The sequence below is a fragment of the Lysinibacillus sp. ACHW1.5 genome, from assembly GCF_022014815.1.
Taxonomy (GTDB): Bacteria; Bacillota; Bacilli; order Bacillales_A; family Planococcaceae; genus Lysinibacillus; species Lysinibacillus capsici.
The window spans coordinates 2553536-2575975 of sequence record NZ_CP091777.1 but is presented as its reverse complement, the minus strand read 5'-3'; the positions used below and the strand labels follow the sequence as shown (position 1 = coordinate 2575975).

21 protein-coding genes are annotated in these 22440 nt (G+C 34.8%); 13 read left to right on the top strand and 8 right to left on the bottom strand.

Translation table 11 applies throughout. The features are described from left to right. Positions 1–397: 397 nt before the first annotated feature. The 3 genes from L6W14_RS12855 (at position 398) to L6W14_RS12845 (ending at position 4708) form a co-directional block, all read left to right on the top strand. Complete coding sequence (locus L6W14_RS12855) at positions 398–1321, top strand: LysR family transcriptional regulator (protein WP_131521449.1); 924 nt, start codon at positions 398–400, stop codon at positions 1319–1321. Between the two features lie 140 nt (positions 1322–1461). Beyond that, positions 1462–2988, top strand: coding sequence for a succinyl-CoA:acetate CoA-transferase ScpC (locus L6W14_RS12850; protein WP_131521448.1), 1527 nt, complete (start codon positions 1462–1464; stop codon positions 2986–2988). A gap of 805 nt (positions 2989–3793) precedes the next feature. After that, a complete protein-coding gene (locus tag L6W14_RS12845) occupies positions 3794–4708 on the top strand; it encodes a Gfo/Idh/MocA family protein (protein WP_131521447.1) in 915 nt (304 codons plus the stop codon). A 690-nt stretch (positions 4709–5398) separates the two neighbouring features. Here L6W14_RS12845 and L6W14_RS12840 read toward each other — a convergent pair. The 3 genes from L6W14_RS12840 to L6W14_RS12830 all read right to left on the bottom strand — a co-directional run bounded on the left by L6W14_RS12840 (position 5399) and on the right by L6W14_RS12830 (position 8085). Further along, positions 5399–6037 (bottom strand): HD domain-containing protein, encoded by a 639-nt coding sequence (locus L6W14_RS12840; protein WP_237898152.1) that lies wholly within the window; start codon positions 6035–6037, stop codon positions 5399–5401. Positions 6038–6401: 364 nt separating this feature from the next. Continuing rightward, complete coding sequence (locus tag L6W14_RS12835; RefSeq protein ID WP_237898151.1) at positions 6402–7307, bottom strand: SDR family oxidoreductase; 906 nt, start codon at positions 7305–7307, stop codon at positions 6402–6404. A 25-nt stretch (positions 7308–7332) separates the two neighbouring features. Then, positions 7333–8085 (bottom strand): SDR family oxidoreductase, encoded by a 753-nt coding sequence (locus tag L6W14_RS12830; protein WP_237898150.1) that lies wholly within the window; start codon positions 8083–8085, stop codon positions 7333–7335. A gap of 163 nt (positions 8086–8248) precedes the next feature. On the opposite strand from L6W14_RS12830, the gene L6W14_RS12825 reads away from it, so the two are divergent. The 5 genes from L6W14_RS12825 (at position 8249) to L6W14_RS12805 (ending at position 12478) form a co-directional block, all read left to right on the top strand. After that, a complete protein-coding gene (locus tag L6W14_RS12825) occupies positions 8249–8788 on the top strand; it encodes a TetR/AcrR family transcriptional regulator (protein WP_131521443.1) in 540 nt (179 codons plus the stop codon). 287 nt (positions 8789–9075) lie between these two features. Beyond that, positions 9076–9762, top strand: a complete 687-nt coding sequence (locus L6W14_RS12820; RefSeq protein ID WP_131521442.1) for a GntR family transcriptional regulator — start codon at positions 9076–9078, stop codon at positions 9760–9762. Continuing rightward, positions 9728–10399, top strand: coding sequence for a DUF2848 family protein (locus L6W14_RS12815; RefSeq protein ID WP_131521441.1), 672 nt, complete (start codon positions 9728–9730; stop codon positions 10397–10399). Before L6W14_RS12820 ends, L6W14_RS12815 begins: the two co-directional genes overlap by 35 nt. Before the next feature lie 16 nt (positions 10400–10415). Next, complete coding sequence (locus tag L6W14_RS12810; RefSeq protein ID WP_237898149.1) at positions 10416–11684, top strand: MFS transporter; 1269 nt, start codon at positions 10416–10418, stop codon at positions 11682–11684. Positions 11685–11689: 5 nt separating this feature from the next. Continuing rightward, positions 11690–12478: a carbon-nitrogen family hydrolase gene (locus L6W14_RS12805; RefSeq protein ID WP_237898148.1), complete on the top strand. Its 789-nt coding sequence runs from the start codon at positions 11690–11692 to the stop codon at positions 12476–12478. Positions 12479–12815: 337 nt separating this feature from the next. On the opposite strand, the gene L6W14_RS12800 is transcribed toward L6W14_RS12805, so the two are convergent. Continuing rightward, positions 12816–14000 carry an MFS transporter gene (locus tag L6W14_RS12800; protein WP_237898147.1) on the bottom strand — a complete coding sequence of 395 codons (1185 nt, stop codon included), beginning with the start codon at positions 13998–14000 and terminating at the stop codon, positions 12816–12818. A 114-nt stretch (positions 14001–14114) separates the two neighbouring features. Between L6W14_RS12800 and L6W14_RS12795 the strand changes: the two genes are divergently transcribed. Then, positions 14115–14417 carry an ArsR/SmtB family transcription factor gene (locus L6W14_RS12795; protein ID WP_131521437.1) on the top strand — a complete coding sequence of 101 codons (303 nt, stop codon included), beginning with the start codon at positions 14115–14117 and terminating at the stop codon, positions 14415–14417. A 460-nt stretch (positions 14418–14877) separates the two neighbouring features. Here the strand turns inward: L6W14_RS12795 and L6W14_RS12790 are convergent, their stop codons facing one another. The 3 genes from L6W14_RS12790 to crcB (L6W14_RS12780) are packed head-to-tail and all read right to left on the bottom strand — an operon-like array spanning position 14878 to position 15931. Further along, positions 14878–15225, bottom strand: coding sequence for a hypothetical protein (locus L6W14_RS12790; RefSeq protein ID WP_048392463.1), 348 nt, complete (start codon positions 15223–15225; stop codon positions 14878–14880). A gap of 14 nt (positions 15226–15239) precedes the next feature. After that, on the bottom strand, positions 15240–15569 hold the full coding sequence (gene crcB, locus L6W14_RS12785; RefSeq protein ID WP_131521436.1) for a fluoride efflux transporter CrcB: 330 nt from the start codon (positions 15567–15569) through the stop codon (positions 15240–15242). Continuing rightward, positions 15566–15931, bottom strand: a complete 366-nt coding sequence (crcB, locus tag L6W14_RS12780) for a fluoride efflux transporter CrcB (RefSeq protein WP_131521435.1) — start codon at positions 15929–15931, stop codon at positions 15566–15568. Before crcB (L6W14_RS12780) ends, crcB (L6W14_RS12785) begins: the two co-directional genes overlap by 4 nt. Before the next feature lie 914 nt (positions 15932–16845). On the opposite strand from crcB (L6W14_RS12780), the gene L6W14_RS12775 reads away from it, so the two are divergent. Both L6W14_RS12775 and L6W14_RS12770 read left to right on the top strand, forming a co-directional pair. Next, positions 16846–18588, top strand: a complete 1743-nt coding sequence (locus L6W14_RS12775) for an ABC transporter ATP-binding protein (protein ID WP_115673309.1) — start codon at positions 16846–16848, stop codon at positions 18586–18588. After that, positions 18585–20318 carry an ABC transporter ATP-binding protein gene (locus L6W14_RS12770; RefSeq protein ID WP_237898146.1) on the top strand — a complete coding sequence of 578 codons (1734 nt, stop codon included), beginning with the start codon at positions 18585–18587 and terminating at the stop codon, positions 20316–20318. The genes L6W14_RS12775 and L6W14_RS12770 overlap by 4 nt, the downstream gene beginning before the upstream one ends. Positions 20319–20367: 49 nt before the next feature. Here the strand turns inward: L6W14_RS12770 and L6W14_RS12765 are convergent, their stop codons facing one another. Next, entirely contained in the window at positions 20368–20736 is a 369-nt protein-coding gene (locus L6W14_RS12765; RefSeq protein ID WP_237898145.1) for a hypothetical protein, read from the bottom strand. A gap of 195 nt (positions 20737–20931) precedes the next feature. On the opposite strand from L6W14_RS12765, the gene L6W14_RS12760 reads away from it, so the two are divergent. Together L6W14_RS12760 and L6W14_RS12755 are read left to right on the top strand one after the other, a co-directional pair. After that, entirely contained in the window at positions 20932–21435 is a 504-nt protein-coding gene (locus tag L6W14_RS12760) for an RNA polymerase sigma factor (RefSeq protein WP_237898144.1), read from the top strand. After that, positions 21425–22429, top strand: coding sequence for an anti sigma factor C-terminal domain-containing protein (locus L6W14_RS12755; protein WP_237898143.1), 1005 nt, complete (start codon positions 21425–21427; stop codon positions 22427–22429). The genes L6W14_RS12760 and L6W14_RS12755 overlap by 11 nt, the downstream gene beginning before the upstream one ends. The last annotated feature ends 11 nt before the right edge of the window (positions 22430–22440 follow it).

Below are 22440 nucleotides of genomic sequence, written 5' to 3'. Positions count from 1 at the left end.
ATCACAATTGTTTGTTCTAGGTGGGGTTTATACCATCAGCTTTAATCCAAGGGAGATATTTAGAGAATTTATTCATTTTATTTCGTTTTTATTTGATATAAGGGGATAATAAATAGTAAAACAACAAGAGTAGAACATGCTCTCAAGTATCTATAATAAAAAATGATAGGATAAAACAAAAAAGCCAACTACTTAAGAATAAGTAGTTAGCTTTTTTTCGTGTTAAACTTTATTCGGTTTACAATTTTGAGTAAGAGAACATTGTTCTCCATGTTCAATAATCGGACCATATTGTAGAATAATTCTTTTAGTAATAAAATTACTTTATACCAGATTATTATCTGACCATAAAACATGTAAAAATAGATAAAGTTTAATTAGAAAGGATTGAAATAAGATGGAATTACGCCATTTAGAATATTTTTTAATGGTTAGTAAAGAACTACATTTTACAAAAGCAGCTGAAAAGTTAGGAATCTCTCAACCCACATTAAGTCATCAAATTAAGATTCTTGAAAAAGAGATTGGATATTCACTATTTAACCGTATTGGAAAGAAAATTGAACTTACACAAGTAGGGGAAATTGTACAAAAAGAAGCATTAAATATTCAAGGTTCCTTACAAAGTTTGTTTTCACAAATTACAGAATTTACGGAAGTAGAAATCGGGGAATTGAGAATCGCTGTGCTTCCAGGAGAAATAACTGATTTAGTATCTACTTTGTGTATTCTATTTAACCAGTTATATCCTAACATTAAAGTGTTCATTCAAACGACTGATCAAGTGGAAAAGGCTGTTTTAGAAAATCGAGCTGATTTCGGTATTGATTTCCAAATTAATACTAATGATTTATTGCAAGTGACTAAATTATATGATGAAGAATTTTATCTAATAGGTAATCAAAGTAATGATGAACAAAAAGTTTCATTTTCTTCTGTTTTAGATAGTCCTCTTATTTTATTTCCTAGTATGCATCAATGTAGAAAAATAATAGATAAAACTAGCTATGAGCTTGGAAAGCAAATAGAGCCTATTGTTGAAACGTCAAGTATTAAGTCTATCTTGAGTTTAGTTAGAAGTGGAGTTGGTTGTAGTATTGTATCCCGAACATTATATGAATTTTATGATACAGAGGATTTGTTTTTTCAAAAAATTGAAAACCCAACTTTAACCAGCACTGTTTATCTCGTAATGAAAAAGAACTGTTTTATTAATTATGCAGCACGTGAATATATTAAGTTATTAGTACGTGAAATCGAAAAGCTTTATTTTCACACAAACAAAGATGACATTAATTCCTTGCGAAGTTTTATATTATAGTTTTTTTCTATCATTATCATAGAAAGGATATGATAGACGAATAATGGAATCCTTTTTACAATTAAGAACAATCATGAATGCAATAGTCATTTTTGATATTTTTACTATCAAATTAAATAACTATTTAGAGGTGATTGTTAATGGAAAAAGATTTAAGCCAATTTATCAGAAATAAAGTGTTTTTGGACAAAGTTGTTTCTGCGGAGGAGGCAGCTTCTTGGATTGAAGACGGAATGAACATTGGAATGAGTGGATTTACACTTTTTGGTGAACCGAAAGAATTTCCACTTGCACTTTCTAAGCGCGGTGAGACAGAAGACTTCAAAATCAATCTATATACTGGAGCTTCATTAGGACCTGCTGCTGACCAATCAATGGCTGAAGCTGGGATCATTAACTTACGTGTTCCGTATCAAGGTAACCCTGTAATGCGTAAGAAAATCAATACTGGTGAAATATACTATATTGATCAACATGTATCACATACTGCAGAAGAGATAAGAAAAGGGTCATTAGGAAAAATTGATTATGCAATTATTGAAGCAGCTGCAATCACTGAAGAAGGTTATATTATTCCAACTGGTTCTGTTGGAAATTCACCTATTTTTGTGGAAAAATCTGAAAATGTTATCATTGAATTAAACACAACTGCTCCTAAAGCGTACGAGGGACTTCATGATATCCTTGTACTAGGGAATCAAGGTGAGCGTAGAGAGATTCCTATGTACAAAGTTTCAGATCGAATTGGAGAAATTGGAATTAAGGTTGATCCAGATAAAGTGAAAGGAATTGTTTTATCAGAACAGCCAGATATTCCTTCACCATTATTCGAGCCAAATGAAGAAACACAGCAAATTGCAAATAATTTATTAGAGTTCTTAGCTGGTGAAGTAAAAGCAGGACGTTTAACTGAATCATTAGCTCCATTACAATCTGGAGTAGGTTCTGTTGCTAATGCAGTTCTAAATGGTATGAAAAATTCTCAATTTAAAGATATCGAGGTTTTTTCTGAAGTATTACAGGATGGGATCTTTGACTTAATAGATGCTGGTGTAGTTAAATTTGCAGCTGGTACATCATTCTCCCTTTCAAAGAAACGTGTTGATTCACTATCTGCAGATTTAGAGAAATACAAAGATAAAGTTTTGTTCAGACCTCAGGAAATTTCTAACCATCCAGAAATTATTCGTCGCCTAGGAGTTATTTCATTTAACACAGCAATTGAAGTAGATATTTACGGAAACGTAAATTCAACTCATGTTAGCGGAACAAAAGTAATGAATGGAATTGGTGGATCTGGGGACTTTGCACGTAACGCTAGAATTACAATTTTTGTAACTTCTTCCCTAGCAAAAGACGGAGCTATCTCAACAATCGTTCCTTTTGTATCTCATGTTGACCATACAGAGCACGATGTAGACGTAATTGTAACAGAACAAGGATATGCTGATCTTCGAGGACTTCCACCAGTGAAAAGAGCAGAAAAGCTTATCGAAATTGCACATCCTAAGTACAGACCACAATTACGTGATTACTTTTTAGAAGCAAAAGAGAAAGTTGGTGGTCATACTCCACACATTCTTGAAAAAGCTTTCTCTTTCCATACAAACCTAAAAGAAAAAGGTACAATGTTGATTGAGAGAGAAAAAGTGAAAAATAATTTATAAAATTAAAAAAGCGTTACGGTCACCTGTAACATTGACCATACGTACTAGCATATAAAGCCCTCATTTTTAAAGAGGGCTTCCCACTTTAAAAATAAGTTTTATTGTTCTTAGAAAGTAAAATTTTACTTCTAGGAAAGAAAATTAAGATTTTATTTTCTTGCTGGAAGGTAGAATTATGGTAAATATTAGCATGCTCATAGAAAACAAATTTCAGACACTAAAAAGCCAACTACTTGTACTTTATGTAGTTGGCTCTATTGTACTAGGCTTTCTTTTTTTATAACTTTTCTCGCAAGATAGGAAAACAGATCTATGTAGTTTCAAAACCGATAGATACTCGGCGACTTAACTACCGATTGGCACACCTAGCATTTGAGAAACAGCTAATCCTGTAGTGGCTATACCCATCTTTTGTATTTTGTTAGAGGGAATTAACTGGGGAATAGCATGCGTGATTAATTTGATTTTAATCTTTTCTATTTCACTTACGTGTAAATTGAACTGTAGGGACCGAAAATAAATACAGTAAAACGTTACCCTCTTCATTAAATACAGGTGATCCTAAGCCAGTTATTCAGAAGTTGGGACCTTAGGAATAATTAGTTTTAAAAGGAGAGCTTTGAAGATGTGTAGAAACTAATTGTAAACAACTGACCTAAGGATTGCGCCCTATTCTAAATGTGTGGATTATAAGTATAAAACTCTTCAAGATTTTCAGGTCCAAATTAAGAGTTATGTATACTTTGAAAAATTATTAAAATAGCTTTGATACCAAATTAAAATATGATAAAGGATGATTAATTCGATGAAACCTAGAATCGGAATGGTAGGACTGGGTGGCATCGCTCAGAAAGCATATTTGCCAATTCTTTCTAAAGAAATAGATTGGACATTTGCGGGTGCATTTTCACCCAGTAGAGAGAAGAGAAAGGTAATCTGTAATCAGTATCGTATAAAAGATTTCGATAGCTTACCAGCATTGGCTCAAGAGTGTGATGCCGTGTTTGTACACAGTTCCACTGAATCACATTTTAATGTGGTTTCGGAACTACTTTACAAAGGAATAGATGTATATGTTGATAAACCATTGGCAGCATCTATTTCGGAATCAGAAAAATTAGTCGAATTAAGTGGAAAATTGGGAAGAAAGCTTATGGTTGGATTCAATCGTCGTTTTGCTCCTATGTATGTAAAAGCAAAGGAAAAAGCAAATAATATAGCTTGGGTACGTGTTGAAAAGCACAGAACAGATAGTGTGGGTCCTTATTCTTATGGGTTCACAATGTTAGATGATTATCTCCACTTAGTCGATACAGTACGTTGGCTGGGTGATGGAGATCTTAATGTGTTGTATGGAACTGTTCATACGAACGATGAAAATCAACTTTTATATGCGCAGCATATGTATGAATCCTCTCAAAATATATCTTTCTCCACAGCTATGCATAGAAAAGCAGGAACGAATTTAGAACAAATAGAATTGATTACAGACGGAGCAATTATCCGTGTAAAAAACATGAATACAACAGAAATCGAAGAAGGAAATGTAATTTCTACAACCGTTTCTTCTTCATGGGATACAATATTAAAACAACGAGGCTTTGAAGATGCTGTAAAGCATTTCATTTATTGTATTCAAAATGATGAGCAACCACTCGTGGATGGGTTAGAAGGGTTAAAATCTCAACTACTTGTTGAACAATTAATAAAGCAAAAATAATTCAATTCATAAGATTATGGATATTAAATTAGTGCAAGTTTAGTAATGTCCCTTCTACATTCTACACATTGGGCCATTGGAAAAATTGAGGAGCTTCAACAGAAAGAGTGGTTAAAAAATAAAAAAACTACTCAGGAGAGCATCAAACTTTTTATAAAATCAACATAAATCAAAGGAATTTAAGCAAAGTGTTGACACAGCCAGTATGCCACAAAGTATATCAGGTGTTGGTCGATGTATTGTTAACGGAACCATTGAATCCTTTTAGGGCACTTTGGAGTGTAAGAATTATTATTTATATATACGAGTCGTATCAAGGGGGGAAAACTGGCGATTGAAGACAATATTCATTGTTTTAATCGCTATTGCTAACAGAAATGATTAAGCGGCTTGAGCCCTTTAGAATTCTAAGCTCAAGCCGCTTAATACATTTTTATTATTACAATGTTTTACTTGAGTGGATATATTGGAAATTAACCAATATGCTATTACTACAATAATTATTAGTATGTCTTGCCATTATGTCAAAAGCTAGACAAACTAAATAAAATGGTTATGCACTATTTCTAATTAAATTTTTTAAAATAACTTATTAAGAGGGGGCACATATAAATGAATTTTTATATCTCCCTGTGATTAAAAATGATATTATAAAGAGGTTCTAAACCTTTAAAATTAAATATTGATTTGCTAATTTTTCCAAGGTGAATGTAATATACATTCACAGAAATTTTTTTGTTTATAGTTCGGTTCAAAGAATTTAACGACATCAGCATTCATATTACCAAAGGTAGTTTCTGGTTTATGCTTAAAACCTTCATAAAAAGCTGGAATAATGTCTTGTTTGAAATTATTACGTGGGAATGCTTGTACAATTTCTTCTCTCAATTCAGCTGGAAATTGTTCAAAACCTTTCCCTATAACATCTAAAGATATACCTGAATTCAGTAATGATACTTCAGATTCTTTATGTTCTGCAATACCAACTGTTGTATGCAATGCTATTGCATCCCAGACAAGACGAATTGACTCTTCTGGAACTTGATATTGTTGCAAAAAGCTTCTTGCAGCATTTGCACCATCTACTTCAAATCGTAAATCTGGACTGCTATACTCTTTTGTTAATCCTAAATCATGGAATAATGCGCTGATATATAGTAATTCTAAATCGAACTTCTTATTTGCTTCTTTTCCCTTAATGGCACTAAATAAAAATACACGATTTGAATGGTTCCATAGTAAATCATTTCCATTTTCCCTCAAAATATCTTGTGCATCTTTTGCTAATTTAGAATCTGGAATTTTAATACCGGCTACTTCATTAAGCATCATTAAAACACCTTTCTTTTTAAAATTGCCTTTCGATAAAGGCTTCTTTATTGTAAAAGAGTATTTATCATTTATCTATTTGATAATTTCTATAATAATTATAGAAATTTTCTATCGAATGATCCCTTTTAAAGTAATAATGGAATGCTTTTTTACATTAAAATTGCAGTACTCTATAAAAACCTTCACTGCAGTTTTTGTAAAATCTAGTTCGTTGCTCACCATTAAAAAGCTCAATATATACCATTCATTATAAGGGTGGTAATCCTTCTCTCGTTAGTATTGCAAACGTTCTTTGGTTTATTCTACTTATTACTTGGTACTATTATCTCGTTTCGGCCTACATTTCTAAAAAGTAGCTCGTTCACTTGTTTTTTTGAAGTAGATCATCTAAGCCTATTCTAGTGAGGAATTCTGTTCTAACACGATCAGCAACAATTGAGACCTCCTCTGAGCCATCATCCACTGGATCAATGTGTACTCGGTATGGTCTTTCACCTTCTGGTAGAGAAACAATACGTGCAATTTCATCAGATACCATAGATACATCAGCATCCTCAGGAGAAATAGCAGCTAGCTTTTCGCCTATTTGATCTATTAAACTATTGTACTTAGCATCGTATTCAGCTTGTACTTGTTTGTCTTGTGGTTGACCAGCGTTAATAAAATGATTCGTTCCACTAGTAAAAGAACCTGGTACTACGATTGAAGTTTCTATTCCAAATCGGGCAAGTTCAGCAGCATAAGAAACTGCCAATGAGTCCATACCAGCTTTTGCGGCAAAATAAGGGGCCAAGTAGGGTGGTGTTCCACCTTTAACACTTGAGCTAGACACCCAAATAATTAGACCTTGACCACGTTTCCGCATGTTAGGGAGCACAGCACGATTAACACGTTGAGTCGATAACACATTGATATTGTACATTTCGGCTAGTTGCTCAGGTGTAAACGCTTCTGCTGGACCAACAACCATATGTCCAGCATTATGGATTAAGACATCGATATGGGTATGTTTTGTTAAAATCTCTCTCACTGCAGAATCAATAGAATACTGTGAATTCACATCCATTTCAATTGCGTTAATATTTACCATATGTTTAGTCGAATAATCGTTAATCGCTTTTACTTGATGAGCATTACGACCATTTGTTTCCCGCATACCTGCATAGACAATATGTCCAGCTTTTGAAAGTGTTCTAGCAGTTAGAGCACCAAATCCACTTGAAGCTCCTGTTATAACTATGACTTTCTTTTGTTCTTCACTCTTCATTATTTATTCCTCCTAATGTGAAAAATTAAGCAAGACCACCATTTGAAAAGATAACTTGTCCATTAATCCATCGTCCTGAAGTTGCTAAATATGTTACTGTGTCTGCAATGTCCTCTGGTGTACCAAGACGTTCAAGTGGTGCTGCTTTAGAAAGATTATCGATTGTTTGCTTATCTTTTCCATCTAAAAATAATGATGTTGCAGTTGGACCTGGAGCCACTGCATTAACGGTGATATCTTTACCACGTAACTCGCGTGCCAATATCATTGTTATTGATTCAACCGCTGCTTTACTTGCTACGTAAGCCCCGTATGTTGGAAATTGTGTACGAGTAACCGAAGTAGAAATATTAATAATTGCACCACCTTTGCGAACTCGTCGCGCAGCTTGTTGGGATATTACGAAAGCTCCTCGAATATTTGTGCGGTGCATTTTATCTAAATCGGCTAAGTTCAACTCAGCGATAGAACCGAGTAACATAATACCTGCTGTATTGATTACAACATCAATACCACCAAATTTTTCTTCAATTATATCGAAAGCTTTTTGCATAGCTTTTTCATCTGCTACATCTCCACCAATACTAATTGCTTTTCCATCTTGTTTTACAATCTCATTCACTAGAGTTTCTGCTTTGAGCTTATTACCAGAATAATGAACAGCAACAGCAAATCCATTTTTAGCTAGTTTTTTTACTACAGCTTGTCCAATTCCACCAGAGCCGCCTGTAACAAGTGCAACTCGTAAATCTTGTGTTTCAATAATTTTTTTTGTCATGATATTAACTCCTTTGCTCTTAAATAGTTGAAGTAGGTTACGATTATTTTAATTTGTAACCTATCAACACCACTATTATACATCGTTTAGTTACAAAGTCAACATTTTGTAACTTGGTTGTTATACTGTATAATGTAACTTAGTAAAACTAGGGGGTTCCATAATGGCAATACTAACAAAAGAGAAGATTTTTTCTGTTGCAGAAGACATTATTATGAGAAAGGGTGTACAAAAAACAACTCTTTCTGATATTGCAAAAGAACTTGGAGTTACACATGCGGCATTTTATAAACATTACAAAAATAAAGAGGACCTAATGCAGCAACTTGCACTTAGGTGGTTAAAAATTACTTCTAAAGAATTATTAGAATGGGAAGCTCCTAAAGATCTAAGTCCTGCTGCTGCACTTCATGATTGGCTTTGGCTTCTAGCAACTACCAAAAAAAAGCTTTATCATGACGACGAACGTATGTTTAGGTTATATACGGATTACTTAGAAGGCACTCAAATCCTTGTTAAAGAGCATTTAAAAGTATTAGCACAAAAAGCAGAATCCATTAGTGGATTAAAAGAAGCAGGATCTGCCATTATTACAGCATTTGTATATTTCCATAATCCATATTTTGCAGATCGCTGGGATAATGAGTTTTATAAGGAGAGTTTTGAAAGTGTATGGAAATTAGTTGAAAATAAAATTCCCTAAATTAATATAGTACTTAAATATTTGCAGTAATTATTTTTTGCATTTTGTTATCAAATAGATTTAAAAATAAAAAAAGATGTATGATAAAACGCCATTAACAATTGAAATATTGTAATGGCGTTTTTTTATATATATTACTACGTAAAAAAATTCTTTTCGATTTTGGGAAGGTAAGGTCGCAATAGAGCAAAATACAACTAAAATATAAAATATCAATTTAAAATTGACTGAACTTTAGAATTGTTGTAAAATCTCTGGTATACCACATACCACGAAGGGGGCTTCCAATGAAAAAAATAGAGACAGGTATGGCACTTAGAGATATAGCTTTTAAGGAAATTAAGAAATCCATTTTGAACTATGAATTATTGCCAGGACAAGCAATCTATGAGAGAGAATTGAGTGAAAAATTAGGAATAAGCAGAACGCCTATAAGAGAATCTCTGTCGTTGCTAGAAAGGGAAAAATGGATAGTTTCAAAGCCACGAGTAGGTACTTTTATAAAAGAAATTACAGAAGAAGATGTTATTGAAGTAATGGAAATAAGGATGATTTTTGACCGTTTTGCACTTGAAAAAATATGTGGGACGATTACTTTAGAACAAATAAATACTTTAGAGGAGTATGTTAAAGAACAAGAAAATAATAGAACAGATCAGCAAAAATTTATTGAGTTGGATAAGGAGTTCCATGCTCAAATCGTATCATTAACTAAAAATGAGCAAATAGAAAAGTGGTTTGAGGAAATTGGCGATAAGATAAGATGGTTTGGGTTAAAAGCCATTACTGAAAAATCACGTATTGAAGAAACAATTACTGAACATAAAGAAATTATAAAAGCTTTAAAATCACAAGATATAAATCAACTTTTATTAGCATCAAATAGCCACGTTGAAAATACTAAAAAAGAAGTGATTAATCAATTAAGGAGCAATTTAAATGAAGAAAACAATCAATTTACACCTTATCAATAGTGAGGTGAGAAAACATGAAATTGACATTAAAAAAGTAATTGTTGTGGGTTATGGTGGAAGGAATGTCGATAAAATCCAAGAACACATAGATGAATTAAAAGAATTGGGAATTGCACCCCCACCAAGTGTTCCTATGATATATCCACAAAATATTGAACAACTTAACTTTTCTAATGAATGTCATGGTAGCAAATTTTCTTCTGGAGAGGCTGAATATGTATTATTCCATGATGGACAAGAATGGTTGTTTACTCTAGGCAGTGATCATACGGATAGAGAGGTTGAAAAAGATAATATTTTAAAGTCTAAATTAGTATGTGATAAACCTCTAGCATCCGATTTTTGGAGACTGAAGGACTTAATAGAAGATTGGGATACTATCATTTTGCGATCGTATGTTACTTCTAATAGTGAAAGGTTTTTATATCAAGAAGACACTTTGGAAGCACTTTTAGAGGTGGATATTTTATTAGAAAAACTGAACAAGCTGGGGGAGATAGATTTAGAACATACCGTGATTTATTCAGGTACTGTACCTACAAAAAATGGTTTTGTCTTTGGTGAAAAATTTGAATATGAAGTTGAACAGCCAAAGCTAAACAGGAAAATAAAACATCATTATACTATTGTCAATTAAGTAAGGGGGCGCTTTTTTGAAAGAAAAACCAACAAAGGTTAGATGGGGACTAGCATTCTTTTTCTTTATCATCGGTGTAATCGCTTACATGGATAGGTCAAACATATCAATAATAGCAAAGCCAATGATGGATGATTTAGGTCTAGATAAAGTTCAGTTCGGGATGCTTGCATCATTATTCTCATTAGGTTACGCGTTAGTTCAAATTCCGGCGGGCTTATTGGCGGAAAAATTCGGTCCAAGAAAAATGGTCACTTTTGCATTAGTATGGTGGTCAGTATTTACTGGTTTAACTGGATTAGTTAAATCTCATGGTCTACTGTATGCAGTGAGATTCTTATTTGGAGTAGGAGAAGGACCCATGTTTCCGGCAAACGCTGTATTTAATACAAATTGGTTTAGACGAGATGAAAAGGCAAGAGCATCTAGTGCTTTATTAGCAGGTTCCTATTTTGGACCAGTTATAGCTCCAATCGTCACCGTTTATATCTATCAATATTTTGGTTGGCAAGCTGTATTTTACATTTTTGGATTGTTAGGAATTATTATAGCTGCCGTATGGTGGGTTATAGCTAGAGACTATCCAGAGATTCATAAATTGGTTAACGAAAAAGAAAAAGAATATATATTAGAAGGCAGAGAAATTGTTAATACGGCTAAAGCTAGAGCACCTTGGAATACATTTTTGAAAAATTATAGATTTTGGGCAATAGGTCTGCAATATTTTGTTGTTTTGTATATCATTACGTTCTTTTTAGTTTGGTTACCTACTTACTTATTAGAAGATAGAGGATTTTCACTAAGTAAAATGGGATTTGCTGCGAGCCTACCTTGGCTAGCTATATTGATAACTGTAATGACTGGTGGTATTCTTTCTGACTACTTAGTACGTAAAGGTTTTTCAAAGCAAATATCAAGATCCTTTTTAGCTATATCAGGTTTAATAGTATTTATTATTTCAATGTACTTTGCTGTTATGACAGTATCACCTTATATGAATGTATTATGGCTATCATTGTGCTTGGGATCACTAGGTTTCACTGTAGTATGTTCATGGGCCTCTGCTACAGACTTAGGAAGAAACTTTTCAGGCTCTGTTTCGGGTTGGATGAATTTGTGGGGAAATTTAGGAGCATTTGTATCACCATTGTTATGTGGTTGGTTAGCAGAAAATTTTGGCTGGAATATCACATTAGGAATGACTGTAATTCCTGTATTCATTGCAGCTATCTTATGGTTGTTAGTGAAACCAGATATTTCATTACTAAATAGACTTGAGGAGTGAGCTATATGAATTACTTAGTATTTCAAATGGAGCTAGAAGTAGGAAACCCAGAAAAGAATAGAAATATCATTGAACAGTGGTTAGAAGTTAACTACTATGAGGACTTAGATATTGTAGTTCTTCCAGAAATGTGGTCGACGGGCTATGCATTGAAAGAATTAAAAGAAATATGTAGTGTGGATGGCAATCAATCTATTGAATTTTTACAATTACTTGCTAAGAAGTTTAATGTAAATTTGGTGGGGGGCTCAATTGCTTTTTTAGAAGGTCGAGATATCTTTAATCGAGCAATTATTGTAAATCGAAAGGGTGAAATTGTTCATACGTATGATAAGATACACCTTGTTCCGATGTTAGATGAGCCAAATTTTTTAACAGGTGGACTAAATCAAGTTGAAGTATTTGAGCTTGAAGGAGTGAAGATGGGCGTAATAACTTGTTATGATTTAAGATTTCCTGAAATTATTCGTGACTTAGCATTACAAGGTATTCAAGTACTACACGTCGTAGCAGAATGGCCATTAGTAAGAGAAACACATTGGAATACCTTACTTCGTGCACGTGCAATTGAGAACCAAATGTTTGTTGTTGGATCAAATGTAACTGGGACAAATCTAGGAGAAATATTTGCAGGTAACTCGCAAATTATAGACCCTTGGGGAGATATCGTTCAGAAATTAGATCAAGAGGTTGGAGGTATACGGGCTATATTGAATTTAGAAAAAGTACCACAAATCAGAAAAGAAGTTCCTATTTTTACTTCCAGAGTACCCGAAAAGTATAGAAAGTTATAATAAAGAGCTACTTCAAGGATGTTATCTTTGGAGTAGCTTTTAGATTTTAACATAGTGCTAATTTTTTATATAAAAGAAAAAGAAAGTGAAGCGAAACAAGAAAAGTAGGCATTCAATTTTATAAAGAATTAATCTTGATAAACATAATCAAGATAAGCATCCCCTAACTGCAAAATATTGAGTTACTCATAAAAAACATATTTCAGACACTAAAAAGTCAGCTACTTGTACTTTAAGTAGTTGGCTTTTTAGTATTAGTATTTTAACTGCATGATTTTCAGCAACTAGATATATAGGGTAAATTATTAATCCAAGTAAGTATCGGCATGATAAATTTTTAAGCAGTTGTATTTTTTGAATTGATTTGCTGATTAGTAGGTAGAACTCCACTTTTTATGAATAAAATCAATGAAAAAGTAAAACAAATTCCTGTAAAGATACTAACAGCAATAAAACCGCCGATGTTTGCGTAAAGCATTCCAGCTACAAACGATCCTAACGTTGTGCCGAAATACATTGATGCATTTGCAAGTGATGCGATCGTTCCGCGTGCTGTGAAAGAGAGTGTTTGCAATAAACTCATCATAAGTGGAAAAACAATTCCTACGCACAGAAAAATTAAAAAATAAGCAGCTTTAATATATGGTAAACCTGGTAAAAAAGGAAGGACTAGATAAAGCAAAACGAGTAGCATTACTCCAAAAGAGAGAGAGGTTTTTATACCAATTTTTTTAACCAAGCTACTTCCAAAGAAACTGCTAATTGTATTACCTAAGCCAAGGAATAAAAACACAGTTCCAATACTTGCTATGCTGAGCTGAAATTTGTCAGAAAGCCATGTGCCGATAAAGGAGAATGCAGCAAAATTTCCTAGTTGAAAAATAAAGTAGCCGAGAAAAGCTAACTTTGATCTTGATTCACCCAGTAGAGCACGGTAACGTCCTAAAATAGAAGAATCTTTCTCGTGTGAATGAACTGATGGCATAGATGGCAATAAAACCGCAATAAGAATGGCTAGAAAGAAAGAGCAAATTCCAATAATGATAAACGGGGTTGGCCAACCGAAAGTAGCTAGATAACTACCGATTGGCACACCTAACATTTGAGAAACAGCTAGTCCTGCAGTGGCTATACCCATAGCTTTTAGTATTTTGTTAGATGGAACTAACTGGGGAATAGCTGCCCAGACTTGAGGCGAAGTAAACGCAGCACTAACCCCTGCTAAAAATCGAAATAAAAACATACTCCAAAAGCCCGTAGCATACCCACATAGCAAGGTGAATATACCAAAACTAAGTATGCCAACCAGCATCACTTTTTTGCGATTCCAGCTATCTGAAAGAGGTCCAGAAATTAACGCAAATAATGCATATCCCAAAGCATAGGCAGATACAATCCAACCTGACTTTTCAATAGAAATGTCAAAAACATCACGTAGTGTTGGTAATAAAGGAGAGACAATAAACGTGTCAGTTCCGATAATAAACATGATAAAGAAAAATAAAGTTAATATTTTTTTCATAGCAAATCTCCTCAATTTCTATTGTTCGAATATAATCGAACAATAGAAATATATCACCAACTATGATATATTGCAATTATTAAATTAATAATTATTTTTAGGTAGGTGACTAATATGAGAACGCTTTACCATCCAAGTTTTAATGAAATCAATCTATCAACTGTACTTTATGCACTTAGTGATCAAATAAGGCTAGATATAATTAAGAGTTTAGCTGCAAATGGGGAACAATCTTGTAGTAATCTTGAAATTCCTGTTGCAAAATCAACCCTCTCGCATCACTTTAAGGTGCTTAGAGAGTCAGGGGTTATAAACACAAGAATAGAAGGAACTCAACGGTTCATTTCAATTAGATATGACGATTTAAATACTCGTTTTCCAGGTTTACTAAAGGCTATTTTACAGGGAGTAGAATAAAAACTTATCTAACGAAGGGGTTATCCGAAAGAGTTATTTTCTTCGTAAAAGATACGGTTATATTCAAGTTTGTGAGTTGCTCAAAATAGAAAAAGTTCTTGCCATACCCCAAAATAACTGGTAAAGATAAATTAATCAAAATCCAAAAATTTAATATGGGAAAATTAAAACGACATCTAATTTTTTAGATGTCGTCTCCTTTTTATATATAAAAAATGCTTATTTTAGGTGTAAAATGGCGTATTCCTAGGTTAATATATATTGCATTTAAAAGGAAAGGTTCCAAATATGTCTCTTGTCTTTCCGATGTTGTAATAGAATGTTCTTCTACTGAAGTCAACGCTATGAATAATCATCTTATATTCAAACCAACATTTGATCTGACAGTGAGGGGAAAATAAAAGAAGTGTTGCAAAAACTTCAAATTTAAAAAAGGCGCCCTGGCAATTTCAAGTGGCGCCTAAAACATTTGAGGTAGAAATTCCCTCATGAATCGTTGATTTTTTCGTAACCATATCTTCAAAATCATGCGATGTGTTAACAGTTTATGCCTTTTATTTGGTCTCGCCTTTGCTTCTATGAGGCTCTGTAAAAGAATACAAGTTTCAGTTGCAAAAGCTTGAGGTTCAACGAGAACATCCAGCTTGTAATTAATTAACTGGGCTGTCTGAACCTTGGCAAGTAATTGCGCAAATTGTGTATTCATGGTAGCGTAATTTTCCTCTAATTCTAGGTCAATCAATGCATAGAGCGTTTGCTCTATTTCAACTTCTAATTCCTCCAATAACTCTTTTGACGGCTGTGTCACTAGTTCACCCTCTTTTATACGACTAGATAACCAATAGCTGCACAAAGTACGCCAATTAGCAAGGTACTGGCAATATAGCTAATGGCTTGTCTCCATTTTTGTTGTTCTATAAGCTGTAGACATTCAAATCCAAAAGTAGAAAAAGTTGTGTAGGCTCCTAAAAAACCTATGCCCATTAATTGCCATAACCAATCACTAAGATGTAGGGCAAATAAGAAACCAAGCGCAAAGGAGCCTGTACAATTAATCATAAAAGTCGCCCATGGATAGGGATGTACAAGTAATTTTCCTAAATAAAATCTAGAAAGAGCGCCAAAAAATCCACCAATTCCAACTAAAATCATGCAATACGCCCCCTAGCAAGTCGTATTCCCAGCCATGTGCAAACTAATCCACCTAAAACACTCACTGTAACATAGAGTACAGCCTGTAGCCACTCGCTATTTTCTAGGAGTAATAGTGTCTCTAAGGAAAATGTCGAAAAGGTAGTAAAAGCTCCACAAAACCCTGTACCTACTCCTAGTACAATAGGTGTGCGTTTTATAAATGAAGTAAAAAGCCATGCTAAGCAAAAGCAGCCCAGTAAATTAATAAACAGTGTTGTGAATGGAAATATTTCTGTATTGGGAACGGCGAGACTCAGACTATATCGACAGATGGCACCAAGAATTCCACCAATTCCCACGGCTAGAAATGACCTCAACATAAAAACCCCTTACTGAAAATGACTATAATGAAAGTGTATCATGAGACAAAAATTTTAGAAATATTTCAATTCAAGTTATGTCCCAAAATCGATTGTTAAAATGTATATAGTGTATAGAAAGTTATAGATGCGCATGAAATAATATTTCGAAATATTATATGTGGAAAATGAAATATCTTTTATTATAAGGACAATTCTTTGTTCCTCTTATGTGAAGCCGTTGACGGAAAACCCGGTGACGGCTAATCCATAAACGGAAATCCCGACACTACTAAATAATAAATAACTAAATAATAATTAACTAAATAAAGATGATGAGATAAGCATATGGAAGGAGTGCAACAGACGCAAAAAGAATATTCTCTTGTCTACTACTGGGTATCAAAATCTCTAGCCTTGGATTTCAGTCTTTAGGTTAATGTTTGTGCCGTAGAATTATTGTAAGGTTATAGACAACACTGTAATTTTAAGCATGTTCTCCCCTTGATTCCTTAGAGCATTTCAATGCTTTAAAGCGCTAACTATTTCCTGAAAATGATAAAAAATAACAGGGTGATAGTTGACAAATATTTCTATAGTGTGATAATCTTCAAGAACACTATAACAAATAAACTAAAGGAGGGCATGACAATGTTAATTTTATCAGTATCAAATTCAATCACAGTTACATACATTGTCCGTGCCTAACGCTTTATTTACTATTGCAGAACTAGGTATGGAATTATCCTGCCTTCTATAAGAGACACTTACTCTTTTAGGGTATGTGTCTTTTTTTGTGCAAAAAAGGTTGTAGTGCAAACAAAAAAGGAGTGTATGTATATGACAAAAACAGTTAGAAGAATGATTTTCAAAAAGGAATTTCTAGAAAGTGGGTAGTCATCCACAACAGCACGGAGGAAAGAAGGTTATGATGTATGTTTGATGTGTTAAGTAAATTAGGCTGGTTCTTTAAAAAATACTGGAAGCAATATACGGTGGCCATTGTTCTACTAATGGTTGCCAGTGGATTAGAGGTTGTCCCTCCCTATTTACTCGGTTCTATTATAGATCTATTGACTGCAGGAGAAATGACACCAGCTATTTTAACAAAATATGTCTTGATTTTTATTGGGATTATTATTGGGGGCTATTTATTAAATTTTGTGTGGCAATTCCGACTATTTGAAGGAGCTATCAACCTTGAGAAAATTTTACGTCGTAATTTAATGCAGCATTTTTTACGTATGACCCCAACATTTTATGAAAAAAACCGTACCGGTGACCTGATGGCGCGTGCAACAAATGACTTGAATGCCGTATCCACGACAGCAGGTTTTGGCATTATGACGTTGATTGATTCAACGATTTATATGGGCTTTATCATTTTTGCGATGGGCTATATGATTTCGTGGAAGCTTACATTTTTTGCTATGTTACCAGTTCCTATTATGGCGATCCTCATTCAATATTTAGGGAAAATTGTTCATGAGCGATATATGAAGGCACAAGATGCTTTTGGGGAACTAAATGATAGTGTGCTAGAATCTGTAGCAGGAGTGCGAGTGGTGCGTGCCTATGTGCAGGAAAAAAAGGATGAGGCTAATTTTGCAGATATGAGTGAAGTTGTGTATGCGAAAAATATTCATACAGCGAAAATCAATGCTTTATTTGGCCCGATTACAAAAGTCGGAACAGGCATTAGCTATGTTGTAGCACTTGGTTACGGGGCTCATTTAGTGGCAACTGAGGCGATGACGGTTGGGCAACTGGTCACGTTTAATGTTTATTTAGGATTGGCTGTTTGGCCAATATTTGCAATTGGTGAGCTCATCAATGTTATGCAGCAGGGGAATGCCTCACTAGATCGCGTGCAGGAAACATTGAACTACGAGGCGGATGTTCAAAATATTCCGAATCCACAAATGATTGCGACACCAAATGCGATTGGCTTTGATGCCTTAACATTCCAATATCCGATGAGTCAGGTGAAAAACCTACAGCAGATTTCACTTTCCTTGAAAAAAGGCCAAACGCTTGGCATTGTTGGTAAAACGGGAGCAGGTAAAACAACCTTCCTACGCCAATTATTGCGAGAATACCCAATCGGTCAGGGACAGCTTTCCATTGACGGTATCGATATTACCGCTCAAACGAAGGAGCAGATCCTCGATTGGATTGGTTATGTGCCACAAGATCATGTGTTATTCTCACGAACTATTCGTGAAAATATATTATTTGGGAAAGAAGATGCAACACAAGCAGAGTTGCAGCAGGCGATACGTGCCGCGTATTTTGAAAAGGATTTAGACAATCTACCAATGGGCCTTGAAACACTTGTTGGAGAAAAGGGCGTCTCTCTTTCAGGTGGTCAAAAACAACGTGTATCTATTGCTCGTGCTTTAATTAAAGATCCTGAAATTTTAATGCTGGATGATTCACTCTCCGCTGTCGACGCGAAGACAGAGGCAAGAATTATTGAAAATATTCAGCGTGAACGTCAAGGTAAAACGACGATTATTACGACACATCGCTTGTCTGGTATTCAGCATGCCGATGTCATCATCGTACTGGATGATGGGCAAATTGTAGAGCAGGGAACACATGAGGAACTTCTTGCGCAACAAGGATGGTATAAAGAGCAATTTGACCGTCAGCAGCTAGAAGGAGGTGCCTCATGAGTACGAGTCAACGTTTAATGCGCTATGCGATGTATTTTAAAAAGCCGATACTATTAGGCTTATTCTTCCTAACAATTGCCGTATTCACGGAGCTTGTTGGACCGTTTATTGCGAAACATATTATTGATAATTACATGACAATCGGTCATATAGAAATCAAACCGATTACATGGTTGCTCATTGTTTATTTACTATTAGCCATTGCAACAGCCATATTACGTTATTTTATGTATATTTATTTACAAATTGGCGCGAACCGCGTCATCCAAAAATTACGTAAAGATGTCTTTGAACATATTCAAACTTTACCAATCCAATACTTTGACAATTTACCAGCAGGTAAAATTGTTGCGCGTGTAACAAATGATACAGAGGCAGTTCGGAATTTATATGTACAGGTACTATCCAATTTTGTGACGAGCTTCATTTCTATTTTTGGGGTGTATATAGCGCTCTTTATTTTAAATTGGAAAATGGCAATGCTTGCTTTAACCATGATTCCAATTGTTTATGTGTGGATGATTTTATATCGGAAATTTGCCTCTAAATATAACGATGTCATTCGTACAAAAATTGCAGATATTAATGCCATGATTAACGAATCTATTCAGGGCATGACAATTATTCAGGCGTTCCGTCGTGAGCAGCAAATGACGAAGGAATTTGATGACATGAATAATGAGCATTATGCGTATGAACGTAAGCTGCTGGTGCTAGATTCAGCTACATCCTTTAACCTTGTGAATACGCTAAGACTTATCATGTTTACGGTCTTTATTTTCTACTTTGGTACACGCTCATTCACAGCAACTGAAGTGATTACAGCAGGGACATTGTATGCATTTGTTGATTACTTAACAAAGCTATTTAATCCGATCACGAATATTGTGAACCAGTTTTCACAGCTTGAGCGTTCACTCATTGCAGGTAAACGTGTCTTTGAGGTGCTAGATACGAATGGTGAGCCTGTTTCTGAAAAGAGCATCCCACGATATAAAGGAAATGTGGTTTTCGAAGATGTTTCCTTTGCCTATAAAGATAATGACTATGTGCTGAAAAACCTGTCATTTGAAGCACATCAAGGTGAAACAATTGCCTTAGTTGGTCATACAGGTTCAGGGAAAAGTTCCATTATGAACTTGTTATTCCGCTTCTACGACCCATCAAAAGGCAAGATAACTATTGATGGCATTGATATTACTTCTGTTCCACGTCAAACGATGCGTGAACATATGGGTATTGTGCTACAGGACCCTTACTTATTTACGGGTACGATTGCATCCAATGTTAGCTTAAACAATCCGCGCATCTCTCACGAGAAAATAGAAGCTTCCTTAAATGCTGTCGGGGGGGAACGTGTTTTAGCTAATTTACCAAATGGCTATGAGGAGCCAGTTATTGAGAAGGGCAGCACATTATCTTCAGGACAACGTCAGTTGATTTCATTTGCACGCGCCCTGGCGTTTGATCCTGCCATTTTAATATTGGATGAAGCAACATCGAATATTGATACGGAAACAGAAGAAATTATTCAGCATGCGATGGATGTCCTGAAAAAAGGACGAACAACGTTTATTATTGCGCATCGACTTTCTACGATTAAAAATGCAGATCGTATTCTTGTCCTTGATCGAGGAAAAATTGTAGAAAACGGCACGCATGATGAACTGCTAGCGCTTGGCGGAATTTATGACAAAATGTATCAAATGCAGGCGAACTCCTTACAATAAAGTAATAGCTATGAAAAGCCCCACTTCAACTGAAGCGGGGCTTTTCTATTTATCTTACATATTTGAAGACATTGATAAAGAATAACAGGGCAGACAGCGCTACAGCAATTCCACCACCAGACACGAAAAGCTCAAATAACCAGCGTGGTACATCCCAATACACCATCATCATGCCAACAAAAAGGAAGGGTAAACCGAGATTGTAAAGCCAGAACTGTGCTTTGGCGAGACCTGTCTCCGCAGCATTTTTATAAGTCGAATAAATTAAACCAATGAATCCAGTAGTCAGCCAACCTACCACACCAATATGAGCATGTGTCGCTTTCCATTGAAGTTGAACCGTATAATGCATAAACAGGCCAAAAGCAAAAACAATCAATAAATAAAAGACTGAAACCTTTATCCATTTAGCACCCATTATCCACAACTCCTTTCTTGAAAGTGATTTTAGCTAGCTGCTACAGTATATTCTTGTCAAATTAAAAAGATGCTTGTATGTATTTGAAAATAAATGTTGTTGGTTTTCATTAAACTAAAATATTTAATGGGAACTTTTTGTAATATGTAAACTTTTCATGGAGTTCTGCGTTGTATAGGCAGAAGGGAGGTGGACATGGTAAAGCAATCAATGAATGCATTTCTACAGCAGGCGGGAACGCTGCTATATCGTTATTTGAGAAAACGGGGATTAGCCCATGAGGATGCAGAAGATATCGTCCAAGATACATGTTATAAATTTTTATTACATAAAAATGGAATTCAGTCAGACAAAGTAATGAGCTGGTTATATCGTGTAGCAACCAATCAATTTTATGATCTCAAGAGAAAAGAAACACGTCATCCCACAATAGAATTAGAGGAAGTTCAATTGACTTCATTCATTCATATTCCTGAGATCCAGATGCTAAAGAAAGAAAAATTAAAGGATATCCACAATACACTCGAAACACTATCCATTTTACATCAGGAATTATTAATCCTGAAATATGAGCTGGGATTATCGTATAAGGAAATTTCAGCCCTGATGAATAAGAATGAAAACACACTAAAAACACATGTCAGACGTGCTAGGGAAGAATTTACTGAACGATTTAAGGAGGATGTTCATGATGAATAAGGAAGAAAATGAATTTTTGTTTGATGATAAACAAACGAAAAAAATAATGAGAAAGGCAAGGTTTTGGTCAACAGTCAAAATGATTGGGATTACATTGGTCGTTATACCAATTGTGCTAATAGCATTATGGTATGGGCTGAGGGCTTTATCGTTAAATAGTGCGCAAAAAGTAATGGATGATATTCATTTATTTAACGAAATAAGTGCGCCCAATGTCCAAATTAGTAATCAGGTTTATGACGATTATTTGCTGGGAGGGAAAATAACAACAACAACCTATAAGGTGCTTGGAGAGCAGCATCGGCCATATATTTGGAAGCCTATCAAAAGCGATTATAATTTATTTGGAACGCTTACACGAACGGCCATTTCTAGCCCCATCCAAATAGAAGGTTCAGAATCACTGGCTGAAACATATCAATTCGAACGGTTTAATGACTACACAGGTGACCGAGAAATGTTTTTTTATCATCCAAGGATTTCCTACGACCATTATCAAGATAATATTAGTGAACTGCATCAATTGGAGAAAAATACTTTAGTAGAATTAGCTATTTCCTTTAATGATGCCTATAGTTTTAGGGAAATTAAAAGCAAGCTACCTTCTGAAGTACAAGTAGATTGGTGGTGGGTGGATGCCTATACAGATGATACACTAGATTTTTTTAAACAAGGACAGAATACGATTTCAGCCAATGATCCATACATTTATGGCTTCCAATCAGAGCAATCCAAACCAAAACCCCGACGCACTTCAAATGATGAGGTTGAGACCTTTATTCGAAACATTGAGCTTCTGCGTAAAAGCAAGAACTTTGATTGGAAAACAAACCAGGTTTATCAAGCTTTAGTAGGGGAAAATGGAACCCTGGAGAAAAGTGATGTGAAAATAACTGGGGCTGTCGTAACTGGTACTCCAGAGCAATTGCAGTCTTTACAAGGACAAACCTACATTAAAGGGTCTATATTTGGTGTAATATCAAATCAGAAATAGAGCGAAGGAAA